This window comes from Pseudomonas abietaniphila, from assembly GCF_900100795.1.
GTDB classification, from domain to species: domain Bacteria; phylum Pseudomonadota; class Gammaproteobacteria; order Pseudomonadales; family Pseudomonadaceae; genus Aquipseudomonas; species Aquipseudomonas abietaniphila.
Map to the genome: position 1 here is coordinate 134,057 of NZ_FNCO01000006.1, position 14,494 is coordinate 148,550.

Genomic DNA, 14,494 nt, shown 5'->3' on the forward strand with positions numbered 1-14,494 from the left:
CACTCGTTACAGTTCCGGGTCTTCCATCCCGCCATAAATGTCCGAGTCCTTGTACAGATCATGGACGTGACGCACCAACACCATGATCACCGCCGCCACGGGCAGGGCCAGCAGGATGCCGGTGAAGCCGAACAGTTCGCCGCCCGCCAGAATCGCGAAGATCACCGCTACCGGGTGCAGCCCGATGCGATCACCCACCAGCAGCGGCGTCAGCACCATGCCTTCTAACGCCTGGCCGACCATGAACACCGCCACGATGCCCAGCATCGGATACAGGTCGCCGCCAAACTGGAAGAAGCCCGCCAGGATCGCCGAGCCGATGCCGATCACAAACCCCATGTACGGCACAATCGCCGCCAGCCCGGCAATAACGCCAATCAACAGCCCCAGCTCGAGCCCGACCAGCATCAGACCCGCCGCATAGATCACGCCCAGTGCCACCATCACCAGCAGCTGTCCGCGAATGAACGCACCCAGCACCTCGTGACACTCATCGGCCAGCGCCACGATCTTCTTCTCGCGATGACGCGGCAACAGGCTGCGCACCTTCGCCATCATCACGTCCCAATCGCGCAGCAAGTAGAAGCAGACCACCGGAATCAGCACCAGATTGGTCAGCCAGCCGATCAGCGCCAGCGTGGACGTCGTGGCTTGCGCCAGCACGATCCCGACAATGTCGCCCGTCTGGCCCATGTGTTCGGAAATCGCCGCCTTGACCTTGTCGAACTTCCAGAAGCCGTCCGCCAGCCCCAGTTTGGCCTGCGTCCACGGCAATGCGGTGTGCTGCAACCAGTCGAGAATCTGCGGCGCCAGTTCGTACAACCGATACAGCTGCTTGGCGAGCATCGGCACCAGCACCAGCAGCAAGCCCATGAAGATCAGGGTGAACAACACAAACACGGTCACCACGCTGAGCGTGCGCGACATCTTCAGTTTTTCCAGACGATCAGCAAGCGGATCGCCCATATACGCCAGCAACAGCGCCACCAGAAACGGCGTCAGGATTGCATGCAGCAACCAGACGAACAGGCACAGCAGAACGACTCCGCCCAGCCAGAACCAACGACGCGTATCAGTCATTACAGCCCCTTAATCCAAAAGATTTGCTTCGTGCAACGTCGCTGTGAACGCTTTTACCAACGGAAGTGCAGTGTCTGCGCAGCCGGTTGTTGCGGCGCAGGTGCGGGCGCCGTACCCGGCGCGGCGCCCGGAACAGGCATTTGCCCGGCATCGACCGGCGCGCTGGCGATTTCACCGGCTGGCACTTCCTGCAGTTTGGCCAGCGCCAACTGCGAACGAAGCTGATCCGGGCTGCCGCTCACGTCGAACACCACACGGTCCGCGTCCACGGATTTCAAACGCCCGCCGAAAGGCTCCAGCAAGCGACCCAGTTGAGCGTAACGCTCCAGGTTCATGCCCTGGACTTCCAGCGCCATGCCCGACGACGCTCCCGGCTTGACCACGAAACGCGGCGCCAGACGCTGACTCACCGACAGCAGTACGGCATCGGCAAGCTCAGCCGAACTGGCGCCGGTCGCGCTGCCTTGCTCCATTTTGTCGCCCAGCCAGAGATGCCATTTGCCCTGCCACTGCCCGCCGTTTTCCAGTGCATGGACGGCCAGAATCGCATCGGAGCCGTAGCGCTCGGACGCCTGTTTCAACGGGGTAACGTCGTTGCCATCCAGGGTCTTGGCGTTGCCGATCCCTTGCTCGCCCAAATCAGCCAGCGGCAGACGCAGCGGCAGGCCCCGATGCTGCGCGGCACGTCGCAGCGGCTCAGCCGAAGCCTGACCATCGCCAACCAGGTTCGCACCGTCGGTTGCATCGTTCAGCCACCAGGCCATGATCACCGGGCGGTTGGAGCCCCAGAGCGGCAACCCCGCCTGACGCAAGGCGCGATCGGTACTCGCCGGGTCGAAATCCACCTGCAACGACTCGGGCGGACCTGCGTCATAGCCGTACTGACTGATGATTTGCTGTGGATCCTTGCGCACCGCAGCCAGGCCCGGGCCTTGAGCGGCCTTCGGGTCACCGGTCAGACGACCGACCAGCGTTTCCAGTGCGGCCTGCGTGGCCCGGGTTTTCTCGTCCGGGGTCTGTCCGCTGACGGGCTCGCGCACCTGATAGAGGTTGTTCACCGTTTCGGCCAGGGCCGGCAGGCTCATGAGGGACAGACAGCCTACGAACAGGCAGTTTTTCAGGCGCATAGAAGATTCCCAAACGAAGCGTATTAATAGCTGCATAAATGTAACTGGCTCGACTCAGACCGCAGCGCGGCACGAATCGCTCACTCTGGCGATGAAGTTACACCTTTTATAGCGCCCGACGAACGGCGGAACCCTGAACAGACGGGTTATTTTTTCTTCATCATGCCCCTGCCCGTCGGCCCAAGGATGGCCGCTTGGGCCCAACCCTGATAAAATCGCGCGCCTTCGCAGACCGGCGATGACACGGCCACGCGCTGTTCCAACTCGGTCGTTACCCCGAATCCCCCCTAAAGGCCTGGATAATGAGCAAGCAACCCTCCCTGAGCTACAAAGACGCCGGTGTAGACATCGACGCCGGTGAAGCATTGGTCGAACGCATCAAGAGCGTCGCCAAGCGCACCAAGCGCCCGGAAGTGATGGGCGGCCTGGGGGGCTTCGGCGCTCTGTGCGAAATCCCGGCCGGCTACAAGCAGCCTGTTCTGGTGTCTGGCACCGACGGCGTCGGCACCAAGCTGCGTCTGGCACTGAACCTGAACAAGCACGACAGCATCGGCATCGACCTGGTCGCCATGTGCGTCAACGATCTGGTGGTCTGCGGCGCTGAGCCTCTGTTCTTCCTGGACTACTACGCCACCGGCAAACTGAACGTCGACACCGCCGCTCAGGTCGTGACCGGCATCGGCGCGGGCTGCGAACTGGCCGGTTGCTCGCTGGTCGGCGGCGAAACCGCTGAAATGCCAGGCATGTACGAAGGCGAAGACTACGACCTGGCCGGCTTCTGCGTCGGCGTCGTGGAAAAATCCGAAATCATCGACGGCTCGAAAGTTGTCGCCGGCGATGCCCTGATCGCCCTGCCCTCTTCCGGTCCGCACTCCAACGGCTACTCGCTGATCCGCAAGATCATCGAAGTCTCCGGTGCCGACATCGAAACCATCCAGCTGGACGGCAAACCACTGACCGACCTGCTGATGGCGCCCACACGCATCTACGTCAAGCAACTGCTCAAGCTGATCAAGGACACGGGCGCAGTCAAGGCCATGGCCCACATCACCGGCGGCGGTCTGCTGGACAATATCCCGCGAGTCTTGCCTGAAGGCGCACAAGCGGTGGTCGACGTGGCCAGCTGGACGCGCCCGGCGGTCTTCGACTGGCTGCAGGAAAAAGGCAACGTCGACGAGCACGAGATGCACCGCGTCCTGAACTGCGGCGTTGGCATGGTCATCTGCGTCGCCCAGGAACACGTCGAAGCCTCGCTCAACGCGCTGCGTGAAGCCGGCGAGCAGCCTTGGGTCATCGGCCAGATCGGCGTCGCCGCCGAAGGCGCCGCGCAAGTCGAGCTGAAGAACGTCAAGGCACACTGATGCCCGACGTTGCGATGCCTGACACACCCCAATCGTGTGATGTCGTGGTGCTGCTGTCCGGCACCGGCGGCAACCTGCAAGCGATGATCGACAGCTTTCAGGACAGTTCGAGCCCGGCTCGCATTCGCGCGGTGATTTCCAACCGCGCCGACGCCTACGGGCTGGAGCGCGCCAGGAACGCGGGGATCGAAACCCGCGCGCTCGATCACACCGCCTACGAAGGTCGAGAGGCCTTCGATGCGGCACTCATCGAGCTGATCGACACCTTTGCGCCCAAGCTGGTGGTACTCGCCGGTTTCATGCGCATTCTCACGCCCGGCTTCGTGCGTCACTACCACGGCCGCTTGCTGAACATTCACCCTTCCCTGCTTCCAGCGTATAAAGGCTTGCACACGCACCAACGCGTGCTTGAAGCTGGCGATGCCACACACGGTTGCAGCGTGCACTTCGTCACCGAGGAACTCGATGGAGGGCCTCTGGTCGTACAAGCAGTTATTTCGGTAGAGTTGCACGACACGCCTGCCACCCTGGCGCAACGGGTTCACGCCCAGGAGCACCTGATTTACCCGCTGGCGATCCGCTGGTTCGCCGAAGGCCGACTGGCCCTGAGCGAACACGGCGCCTCACTGAACGGCCAGCCACTGGGGCCTGGCGGCCATTTGATTCAGGCCACTTAATTTAGCTCTTTAGTCCAAAGACAGGAGATTCTATGCGTCGCGCTTTGCTCTTCGCTTTCGCTCTGTTCGCAATCCCTGCGGTCAATGCGGCAGACCTTCAACCCTTCTCCGCCAGTTACACCGCTGATTTCAAACAACTGCCCGTCGGTGGCGGCAGCGCCACCCGCAGCCTGGAAAAGAACGCCAACGGCAGCTGGACCCTGAGTTTCAAGGCATCGATGATGATCGCCAGCCTGACCGAGGTCAGCACCCTGAAATCCGAAAAGGACACGCTGCTGCCGCAGACCTATCACTTCGAACGTGGCGGTCTGGGCAAGAGCAAGACGGTCGACCTGGTGTTCGACTGGCCGACCAAGTTCATCACCGGCACCGACCGTGGCGACGCGGTCAAAATCCCGCTGAACACGGGCATTCTGGACAAATCCACTTACCAGCTGGCGCTGCAGCATGATGTCGCTGCGGGCAAGAAGAGCATGACGTACCAGGTGGTTGACGGTGACGAAGTCGACACCTATGACTTCCGCGTGCTCGGCACAGAGAAAGTCGACACCAAGGTCGGTTCGATCGATGCGATCAAGGTAGAGCGTGTGCGTGATCCGACGCAGAACAAACGCATTACCGTGATGTGGTTCGCCAAGGATTACGATTACCTGCTGGTTCGCCTGCAGCAGGTTGAGACCGATGGCAAGGAATACAACATCATGCTGCAGGATGGCACGGTGAACGGGAAGGCTGTGAAAGGCAGCTGATCCGGGTTGTACTGCGTCCTTCGAGAACCCCGCTGATTGGCGGGGTTTTTTATGGGGTTGGCGCTGACTATTGAGTGTTTTTCCTTTGTCGCTTTTGGTGCTGATGGTTGTTCTGCCTAACGGCAGAAGCGTTCCGCCTCAGGCGGATCACTTGAAAAACGGAATGCCGGACCATCCCCCAAGGATTACGCCACCCCAAACGGTAGGAGCGAGGCTTGTGCCTGGGCCGCATCCGGACGATGCATGATCATTCCCACGCTCCGCGTGGTAATGCCTGCCGGGACGCTTCGCGTCCACGTTGACGCAGAGCGCCAGCCCCTGCGTTACCACGCAGAGCAGAGGAGCGATCAGATCACCGCGAAATTGGATGAGCACGGATAGAGCATCCCTACTCACCTCACCTGCACAACCAAAACCGCCAGTTTTGCGACGCCCAATGTTCCCCAACCGAACATGAAACTTTCTTCACCCCCTCCAAACGAATGCGACAATTCGTCGCACGCCCTTTTAAAACAATCCCTTAGCGATTCTTCCCAAATCCGAAAATAACCTTTACCAAAATCGTCGGTTTACTTAGCCAGCTACCAAAATCTATAAAGGAACCACTGCGACGTCCTGCCGCAGATTTCAAAGAGTCAGGAGTTTTCAATATGACGGTAACGGTTACTGAACGCGACGACGCCCATATCTCTCATGAAAGCATCGCGGATGGCATTCAAATCTGGGATGTTCGCCAGCAAGACCAACTGGTAGGGATGTTTCACCACGAATCGGACGCACAGCGTTACGCAGCAGAGCTCGCAGAGCTGGAAGCCAAGAAGGCAGCGAGCAACTCGCAATAACGGAATCGCGATAAAACAAAACCCGCCTCGGCGGGTTTTGTTGTACTGGGGTTTACCACATCAGATCGTCAGGGATCTTGTAGGCCGCGTACGGATCGTCGCCATCCGGCTCCTCCGTCGGCTCACTGAGCATCACGATGCGGCGAGGGTCGCGCTCCTGCACCTTCAGCGCCGCTTCACGAGGAATGACTTCGTACGTGCCGCCGTGGTGCACGATCGCCAGCGAGCCGTTACTCAGCTTGCTGCGCATCAGCGTGTTGACCGACAGGCGCTTGACCTTCTTGTCGTCGACGAAGTTGTAGTAATCCTCGGTGGTCAGCTTCGGCAGACGCGTCGCTTCGATCAACTGCTTGACCTGCGCGGCACGGGCTTTTTGCTCGGCCTTTTCTTGCTGCTGACGGTTCAGCTCCTGGTCACGCCTGGCCTTCTCTGCCATGGCGTCCTGAGCGGCGCGCTGGCTGGCGTCGTCGGCGACAGCCTGGCCCTTGTGCACCAGACGCTGTTCTTTCTGCTTGGTTTTGGCGACCTGTTTGGCCTGCTTTTCGTTAACCAGACCTGCCTTGAGCAACTGATCACGAAGGGAAATACCCGCCATTTATCTTCTCTCTCTAAATAGTCAACTCAACCGCAGTTGGGCGTGTTCTTTTCCTGACGCTTGGCTTCGCCCCAGAGCGCATCCATCTCTTCGAGGCTGCAATCTTCGATGGGGCGAGCAGTGTCGCGCAAGGCCTGTTCGATAAAACGAAAGCGCCGCTCGAATTTGCCGTTGGCGGCGCGCAAGGCATTTTCCGGATCGACCTTGAGGTGACGGGCCAGATTGACCACGACAAACAGCAGGTCGCCAATCTCTTCCTGGATGCCCTCACTGTCGTTGTCGGCCATGGCCTCGAGAACCTCATCGAGCTCCTCGCGCACCTTGTCGATCACGGGCAACGCTTCTGGCCAGTCAAACCCGACCTGCGCCGCGCGTTTCTGCAACTTGGCCGCCCGCGACAAGGCAGGCAGTACGTTCGGTACGTCGTCCAGCAAGGATAACTGCTGCGGAACGCGGGCCTTCTCGGCACGCTCCTCGGCTTTGATCTCTTCCCAGCGATGCTTGACCTGATCCTCGCTTAGGCGCGGCGTTTCAAGTGGCGCATACAGATCGCCCGTGGGGAATACGTGAGGGTGGCGGCGAATCAGTTTGCGGGTGATCCCGTCGACCACGCCATCGAACTCGAACCGCCCTTCTTCCCGCGCCAGCTGGCAGTAATACACCACCTGAAACAGCAAGTCGCCCAACTCGCCGCGCAGGTCATCGAAGTCCCCGCGCTCGATGGCGTCGGCGACTTCATAAGCCTCCTCAAGGGTGTGCGGCACGATCGTCGCGTAATGCTGCTTCACGTCCCACGGACAGCCGTATTGCGGGTCGCGCAAACGGGCCATGAGGTTTAGCAGATCCTGGAGCTTATACATGGGGTTCAACTCAAGTCATGCGGCGCTGGAACCAACGTCATCGCGACTGAATTCGCTCCCGCAGGAGCAATCCGATCACCTGTGGGAGCGAATTCATTCGCGATGCGCCCGTGCAGACGCCATAAATCTTCAAGGCGTACGGTTACGCCGCGTCTCGATGATGTTCGGCAACTGCGAAATCCGTCCCAACAATCGCCCCAAGGCGTCCAGCCCCGGAATCTCGATGGTCAGCGACATCAATGCGGTGTTGTCTTCCTTGTTCGAGCGGGTGTTGACGGCCAGCACGTTGATGCGTTCGTTGAGCAGCACCTGCGACACGTCACGCAGCAACCCGGAACGGTCGTAGGCTCGGATGATGATGTCCACCGGGTAGGTGAGCACCGGCACCGGGCCCCAGCTGACCTGGATGATCCGCTCAGGCTCGCGCCCGCCCAGTTGCAGCACCGACGCACAGTCCTGACGGTGAATGCTCACACCGCGGCCCTGGGTGATGTAACCGACGATGGCATCGCCCGGCAGCGGCTGGCAGCAGCCGGCCATCTGGGTCATCAGGTTGCCGACGCCCTGGATCTGAATATCGCCGCGCTTGCCCGGCTTGTAACCGGACGCCTTGCGCGGAATCAGTTCCAGTTGCTCGTTGCCGCGTTCAGGCTCGACCAGTTGCTGCGCCAGATTGACCAGTTGCGCCAGGCGCAGGTCGCCGGCACCGAGGGCCGCGAACATGTCTTCGGCGGTCTTCATGTTGGCTTTGTCCGCCAACTTGTCGAAGTCCACCTGCGGCAGCGCCAGACGCGCCAGTTCGCGCTCCAGCAAGACCTTGCCAGCCGCGACGTTCTGATCGCGCGCCTGCAGCTTGAACCAGTGGACGATTTTCGCCCGCGCCCGCGAAGTGGTGATGTAGCCCAGGTTCGAGTTCAGCCAGTCGCGGCTCGGTGTGCCGTGCTTACTGGTGATGATCTCGACCTGTTCACCCGTCTGCAGGCTGTAGTTGAGCGGCACGATCCGGCCGTTGATCTTCGCGCCACGGCAGTTGTGGCCAATCTCGGTGTGTACGCGATACGCGAAGTCCAGCGGCGTCGCGCCTTTGGGCAGGTCGATGGCGTGACCGTCCGGGGTGAACACGTACACACGGTCAGGCTCGATATCGACGCGCAACTGTTCCGCCAGACCGCCGATGTCGCCCAGTTCCTCATGCCATTCCAGCACCTGCCGCAACCACGAGATTTTCTCTTCGTAATGGTTGGAGCTGGATTTGACGTCAGTGCCTTTGTATTTCCAGTGGGCACATACGCCGAGCTCGGCTTCTTCGTGCATGGCGTGGGTGCGGATTTGCACTTCCAGCACCTTGCCCTCGGGGCCGATCACGGCCGTGTGCAGCGAGCGGTATCCGTTCTCCTTGGGGTTGGCGATGTAGTCGTCGAACTCCTTGGGAATGTGCCGCCAAAGGGTGTGGACGATCCCGAGCGCGGTGTAGCAGTCGCGCATTTCCGGAACCAGCACCCGCACGGCGCGAACGTCGTAGATCTGGCTGAATTCCAGGCCCTTGCGCTGCATTTTGCGCCAGATCGAATAGATGTGTTTGGCCCGGCCACTGATGTCGGCGGTCACGCCGGTGGCCAGCAGTTCGTTTTCAAGCTGACACATCACGTCAGTAATGAAGCGCTCGCGATCGAGACGACGCTCATGCAGCAGCTTGGCGATCTGCTTGTACTGCTCAGGCTCCAGGTAACGGAAGGACAGATCCTCCAGCTCCCATTTGATATGACCGATGCCGAGGCGGTGGGCGAGTGGCGCATAGATGTCGAAGACTTCCCGGGCAACGCGGTTGCGCTTCTCGTCGTCGGTGTTCTTGACGGCACGAATCGCGCACGTGCGCTCTGCCAGCTTGATCAGGGCAACGCGAACGTCATCCACCATCGCGACCAGCATTTTGCGCAGGTTCTCGACCTGCGCCTGAGTGCCCAAAACCAGCGATTGGCGCGGACTGAGACTGGCACTGATGGCGGCCATGCGCAGCACACCGTCGATCAGCTTGGCCACCGTGGGGCCGAAACGCTGGCTGACGTCCGGCAATGGAATCTTGCCTTCGCGCACGCCCCGATAAATCACGGCCGCGATGAGCGAGTCCTGATCGAGCTTGAGATCGGCCAGAATTTCAGCAATTTCCAGGCCCGTCTGAAAACTCGACGTGCCTTCCGCCCAGAGGTTCTTGGCGGCGTTGTCCTGTTGCTCGGCCTGCCGGGCAAATTCGCAGGCCTCTTTCAAGGCCTGTCGGTCCACTGCGAGGTCGACGCTGACCACATGATCAAGCCACGCGTCGAGATTGATACTGCCGTCTGTGTTTATCGGCTGGTGTGCTCTCACCTGTACCATGTTGCTTACCTTCCCTACGGCGCGATGAAATGCGCCATCAGTCGCCAGCCTTCTTCAGCGCACACACCTTGCGGGCCATGCAAGATCGCATGCGCGGGCCAGTCGGATTAAACGAGAGTCCCTGTAAGGCACCGGTCCGTTTCCTTGAACCGCACCGCCTCACTTACTCGCTTCAAATAACGCCATCGCCTCGACATGCGCTGTCTGCGGGAACATATCGAGGATTCCGGCACGTTTTAATCGGTAGCCCTGCTTGATCAATTCGACCGTGTCGCGCGCCAAAGTTGCCGGATTGCACGACACATAAAGTAACCGTTCAGCACCCAACGACTTGAGCTTGCCGACCACTTCAAACGCCCCGTCTCGCGGAGGATCGAGCAGCACTGCGCGGAAACCTTCCGCCACCCAAGGCGCCTTGTCCAGCGGCTGCGACAGATCCGCCTGAAAAAACTTCACATTGTGCAAATCATTGCTGACTGCGTTGCCGGTTGCGCGCTGGACCATGGTCTCAACGCCCTCCACTGCCACCACCTCGCGGGTGATCTGCGCCAGCGGTAAAGCGAAGTTACCAAGCCCGCAGAACAAGTCCAGTACTCGTTCGTCCGCACGCGGTGCGAGCCACTCCAGTGCTTGTTGGATCATCGCGGTATTGACCTGCGCGTTGACCTGCACGAAGTCGCCGGGCCGGTAGGCCAGCTCCAGATTCCAGGGCTCAAGACGAAAGCCCAGTTGTGCCGAAGCGTCCACTGGCTGCGGACCATTTTCGCCGTGCAACCACAGTTGCGCGTCGTGGGTCTCGCAGAAGGCGTTGAGGATGTCGAGATCCTTGTCGGCCAGCGGCGCGGTATGACGCAACAGCACGGCGCTGGCCGATCCGCTGAACAACTCGACATGACCCAACGCGTGCGGTTTGCTCAAGCGCCTCAGCATCTCCGGTAACGCGGTCATGATCGGTTGCAAGGCCTGTACCAGCACCGGGCAGTGATCGATGGCGATGATGTCCTGACTGGACGCTGCGCGAAACCCGACGTCGAGGCGTTTGCCTTTGGCGTCCCAGCGAACGGCGATGCGGGCACGCCGACGGTAGGCGAATTCGTCGCCGGTCAATGGCGCGGCCCACTCATCGGGCTCGACCCCCGCCACGCGGCTCAATTGCTCGGCGAGCATGCGCTGTTTCAGGGCAAGCTGTTCGTCGTGGGGCATGTGCTGCACGCTGCAACCGCCACAGCGGCCGAAGTGCGCGCACGGTGCCGGACGCCGTAAAGGGCTGGCGGTGAACACACGCTCGGTGCGCGCTTCGACCACCTTGCCGTGGGCACCCAGCACGCGGGCTTCCACCTCTTCGCCGGCCAGGGCGCCGGCCACGAACCACGTGCGACCGTCGACAAAGCCGATGCCACGGCCGTCGTTGGACAGCCGCTCAAGGGTCAGACGTTGTTTTTTACCGGTAGGGACCTGCGTTGTCCGGGTGCCGCCGCTGGGCTGGAAACGCAGGCCGGCATCACGCTTGGCCATCAGTTGGGCGCATCGTAGACACCGGTCGACAGGTAACGGTCGCCACGGTCACAAATGATCGCGACCATCACCGCATTCTCGACTTCCCGGGACAGGCGCAACATGCCGGCGACGGAACCGCCCGACGACACGCCACAGAAGATGCCTTCTTCGCGGGCCAGACGACGCATGACGTCCTCGGCCTCGCTCTGGGCCATGTCCATGATCCGGTCGACGCGCTCGGCCTGATAGATCTTCGGCAGGTACTCCTGCGGCCAGCGGCGAATGCCGGGAATCGCCGAGCCGTCCATGGGCTGCAGGCCGACGATCTGGATATTCGGGTTCTGCTCCTTGAGGTAACGCGAGGTGCCCATGATGGTGCCGGTGGTGCCCATGGAGCTGACGAAGTGGGTGATGGTGCCGCCGGTCTGCCGCCAGATTTCCGGGCCGGTGCCGACGTAATGCGCTTCTGGATTGTCACCGTTGGCGAACTGGTCCAGCACCTTGCCACGGCCTTCGGCCTGCATGCGCTCGGCCAGGTCACGGGCGCCTTCCATGCCCTCCTCCTTGCTGACGAGAATCAACTCGGCACCATAGGCCGTCATCGCCGCCTTGCGCTCGGCGCTGGAGTTGTCGGGCATGATCAGGATCATGCGATAACCCTTGATCGCCGCGGCCATGGCCAGGGCGATGCCGGTGTTGCCGGAGGTGGCTTCGATCAGGGTATCGCCCTGATGGATCTGTCCGCGCAGTTCGGCGCGGGTGATCATCGACAGCGCCGGGCGATCCTTCACGGAGCCGGCCGGGTTGTTGCCTTCAAGCTTGAGCAGCAACGTGTTGCTGGTGTTCCCGGCCATGCGTTGCAGACGCACCAGCGGGGTGTTGCCGACGCAATCGGCGATGGTTTGATACTGCAGGGTCATGGCGTGTTCGCGATCCAGACGTGCGGGGGTCGCCTATCATACCGGCAATCGCTCCAAGCCCATATCACGCAAAGTGAGTTCGATATGGCTAAAAGGAATAAGTGAACCATCGCGAGCACTGGGCTACTGCGTAATAACCACGTCATTGCATTCAACCTGTAGGAGCGCGCTTGCCCGCGAGACGTATGGATGAGCGACACATCTGTGCAAGATGCACCGGCCAATCGTCCGGATGCGGCCCAGACCAAGCGCGCTCCTACAGGCTGGCGGCGATTCAAGGCGTGGCTTCGACCTCACGCGCAGGCAATCGCATGATCATCCGCAACCCCTGCGCCGTGTTCTCGGCCCACATGTCGCCGCCCTGAAGCCGCAGCGAATTGCGGGCAATGCTCAGGCCGAGGCCGAAACCACCGTCACCGGGTCGAGCGCCGTCGAGGCGAATAAAGGGCGCAAAGATGCGTTCCAGATCGCTGTCGTCCACACCACCGCCCTGGTCTTCCAGCCAGAGCAGCCAATCGTCACCGTCACGCCGCCCACCCAGGCGCACGATGCCTTGCGGCGGCGAATGACGAATGGCGTTGCGCAGGATGTTTTCCAGTGCCTGAGCCAGCGTATTCAGATGGCCGCGCACCCAGCACTGGCTGTCCAGGTCGCACACCAGTTGTCGGGAAGGCCAGCAGCTCTCGAAGCAAGCGTTGTCCACCAGCATGTCCCATAACGCCAGGACCTCGATGTCCTCGTCCGGCAGTTTCTCCCGCTCGGCGTCCAGCCAGGCCAGGTGCAAGGTGTCGTCCACCAGCCGACGCATGCCTTCGACCTCACGGCTCAGCCGGTCGCGCAATTCAGGCAGGCTTTGTTCGCTGTCGCAGGCCACACGAAGGCGGCTCAGCGGCGTGCGCAACTCGTGGGACAGATCGCACAGTAACTGCTGCTGAATCTGAACGGTGGACTGCAAGCGGCTGGCCATGTGATCGAACGCCCGGTTGAGCTCGCCCAGTTCGTCCTGACGCGAGGTCATCTGCGCCGACAAGCGATTGGAAAGACGGTCGGCACGCCAGGCATTGGCCTGTTCGCGCAGTTGATTGAGCGGGCGAATCAGCAAACGGTACAATCCGACGCACAACAGCAGGGTGAACAGCGCCGGAGTCACTACGCTGGTCAGCAGTTGCCAGACCAACGCATACCGCCCCGGCTTGAAGCGCTCGGGCAATTCGATGACCAGGCTGCCCGCGCCGGGCAGGTTAGGGAATGGAATCTTCAGCCAGGGCATCGTCTTCTGGCGCCGGCTCATGGGCCAGTCGACGCCGCGCATGAACGTCAGACGCTGCATCTGGCTGTCATCGAGCGGTACGCTGCTCAGCGACTGCAGGTCACGGCCGATCACCCCGACCCAACCCTTTTCCTGACGGCGGATCTCTTGCAACCAACAGTCTATCCCGCGCTGGTTGTCTGCACGCCAGGCCTGCTCCGCCTCGGCGGCATAGCCCTTAAGCACGTGACGGGCCTGCGCGGTCAGGTAGGCGTTTTGGGTTTCGACGTAACGGCCCCAGTACCAGCTGAGCCAGATCATGAGCAAACAGAACCCCACCAGCAGGAAGGCCAGTTTCCAGAACAGCGAGTGCCTGCCCGGCAGGCGTGAACGCTGCTCACGCATCCGGTTCGGCTTCCGTCAGCACATACCCTTTGCCCCACACGGTACGCACCTGATGGGCTTCGTAACCGATCGCCTTGAGCTTGCGGCGAATCTGGCTGATGTGCATGTCCAGGCTTCGGTCATGCTGCGAGTAGCCGCGCTGCAGGACATGCTGATAAAGGAAGGGTTTACTGAGGACGTCCTCCGGATTGCGCCACAGGGTTTCCAGCAACCGGTATTCGCTGGGCGTCAATTGCGCGGGCTTGCGACCGAAGCTGACATCGCACAGGCCCTCGTCGAACCTGAGTTCATCCGGGCGTGGCACGGCCGCAGCGGCGACCGGGGCATGAAAGCGGCGCTCAAGCTCGACCCGACGCAGGATCGCTTCGATACGGACCCGCAACTCGTCGACGCTGAAGGGTTTGGGCAGGTAATCGTCCGCCCCGTTGCGGAAACCGGTGATGCGATCGGCTTCAGCCCCAAGCGCGGACATCAGGATGATCGGCATCGTATGGCGACGGCGCAGGCGGGACAAAATGTCCAGGCCGTTCATGCCCGGCAGCAGGATGTCCATCAGGACGACATCGAAGGGCTCACGCTGGGCACGCTCCAGCCCTTCCGCGCCGTTCTGGCACCAGGTGACGCGGAAGCCGCAACGGCCCAGCGAGTCGTGTACAAACGCACCGAGCACGGGATCGTCCTCGATGGCGAGTATGCTGGGGCGGTGAATGATGGCGGGATTCATTGGCGTCTGCGACTGATTCTCAGGACGCGATTATT

13 protein-coding genes are annotated in these 14,494 nt (G+C 61.3%); 4 read left to right on the forward strand and 9 right to left on the reverse strand.

Annotation, left to right across the window (positions count from 1 at the left end; all coding sequences use genetic code 11):
* Nucleotides 1-6: 6 nt before the first annotated feature.
* Together BLS87_RS13395 and BLS87_RS13400 are read right to left on the reverse strand one after the other, a co-directional pair.
* Nucleotides 7-1,080 carry an AI-2E family transporter gene (locus tag BLS87_RS13395; RefSeq protein WP_074752971.1) on the reverse strand — a complete coding sequence of 358 codons (1,074 nt, stop codon included), beginning with the start codon at nucleotides 1,078-1,080 and terminating at the stop codon, nucleotides 7-9.
* Between the two features lie 53 nt (nucleotides 1,081-1,133).
* Nucleotides 1,134-2,207 carry a DUF2066 domain-containing protein gene (locus BLS87_RS13400; protein ID WP_074752972.1) on the reverse strand — a complete coding sequence of 358 codons (1,074 nt, stop codon included), beginning with the start codon at nucleotides 2,205-2,207 and terminating at the stop codon, nucleotides 1,134-1,136.
* Between the two features lie 302 nt (nucleotides 2,208-2,509).
* On the opposite strand from BLS87_RS13400, the gene purM reads away from it, so the two are divergent.
* From purM to BLS87_RS13420, 4 genes are all read left to right on the forward strand, one after another.
* Entirely contained in the window at nucleotides 2,510-3,568 is a 1,059-nt protein-coding gene (gene purM / locus BLS87_RS13405; protein ID WP_074752973.1) for a phosphoribosylformylglycinamidine cyclo-ligase, read from the forward strand.
* Complete coding sequence (purN, locus tag BLS87_RS13410) at nucleotides 3,568-4,245, forward strand: phosphoribosylglycinamide formyltransferase (RefSeq protein ID WP_425262219.1); 678 nt, start codon at nucleotides 3,568-3,570, stop codon at nucleotides 4,243-4,245. The genes purM and purN overlap by 1 nt, the downstream gene beginning before the upstream one ends.
* Nucleotides 4,246-4,277: 32 nt before the next feature.
* On the forward strand, nucleotides 4,278-4,994 hold the full coding sequence (locus BLS87_RS13415; protein ID WP_074752974.1) for a DUF3108 domain-containing protein: 717 nt from the start codon (nucleotides 4,278-4,280) through the stop codon (nucleotides 4,992-4,994).
* A gap of 650 nt (nucleotides 4,995-5,644) precedes the next feature.
* A complete protein-coding gene (locus tag BLS87_RS13420) occupies nucleotides 5,645-5,836 on the forward strand; it encodes a hypothetical protein (protein ID WP_062380056.1) in 192 nt (63 codons plus the stop codon).
* 52 nt (nucleotides 5,837-5,888) lie between these two features.
* Here BLS87_RS13420 and BLS87_RS13425 read toward each other — a convergent pair whose 3' ends face one another.
* The 7 genes from BLS87_RS13425 to BLS87_RS13455 all read right to left on the reverse strand — a co-directional run bounded on the left by BLS87_RS13425 (nucleotide 5,889) and on the right by BLS87_RS13455 (nucleotide 14,459).
* The gene (locus BLS87_RS13425) at nucleotides 5,889-6,431 is read right to left on the reverse strand and encodes a DUF2058 domain-containing protein (protein WP_074752975.1); all 543 of its coding nucleotides are present in this window, start codon (nucleotides 6,429-6,431) and stop codon (nucleotides 5,889-5,891) included.
* 26 nt (nucleotides 6,432-6,457) lie between these two features.
* Nucleotides 6,458-7,291 carry a nucleoside triphosphate pyrophosphohydrolase gene (mazG, locus tag BLS87_RS13430; protein WP_074752976.1) on the reverse strand — a complete coding sequence of 278 codons (834 nt, stop codon included), beginning with the start codon at nucleotides 7,289-7,291 and terminating at the stop codon, nucleotides 6,458-6,460.
* Nucleotides 7,292-7,420: 129 nt separating this feature from the next.
* Nucleotides 7,421-9,664, reverse strand: a complete 2,244-nt coding sequence (relA, locus tag BLS87_RS13435; protein WP_074752977.1) for a GTP diphosphokinase — start codon at nucleotides 9,662-9,664, stop codon at nucleotides 7,421-7,423.
* A gap of 159 nt (nucleotides 9,665-9,823) precedes the next feature.
* A complete protein-coding gene (gene rlmD / locus BLS87_RS13440) occupies nucleotides 9,824-11,179 on the reverse strand; it encodes a 23S rRNA (uracil(1939)-C(5))-methyltransferase RlmD (RefSeq protein ID WP_074752978.1) in 1,356 nt (451 codons plus the stop codon).
* On the reverse strand, nucleotides 11,179-12,081 hold the full coding sequence (gene cysM / locus BLS87_RS13445) for a cysteine synthase CysM (RefSeq protein ID WP_074752979.1): 903 nt from the start codon (nucleotides 12,079-12,081) through the stop codon (nucleotides 11,179-11,181). Before cysM ends, rlmD begins: the two co-directional genes overlap by 1 nt.
* A 274-nt stretch (nucleotides 12,082-12,355) precedes the next feature.
* The gene (locus BLS87_RS13450; protein WP_074752980.1) at nucleotides 12,356-13,735 is read right to left on the reverse strand and encodes a sensor histidine kinase; all 1,380 of its coding nucleotides are present in this window, start codon (nucleotides 13,733-13,735) and stop codon (nucleotides 12,356-12,358) included.
* Nucleotides 13,728-14,459, reverse strand: a complete 732-nt coding sequence (locus tag BLS87_RS13455; protein WP_074752981.1) for a response regulator transcription factor — start codon at nucleotides 14,457-14,459, stop codon at nucleotides 13,728-13,730. Before BLS87_RS13455 ends, BLS87_RS13450 begins: the two co-directional genes overlap by 8 nt.
* Between the last annotated feature and the right edge of the window lie 35 nt (nucleotides 14,460-14,494).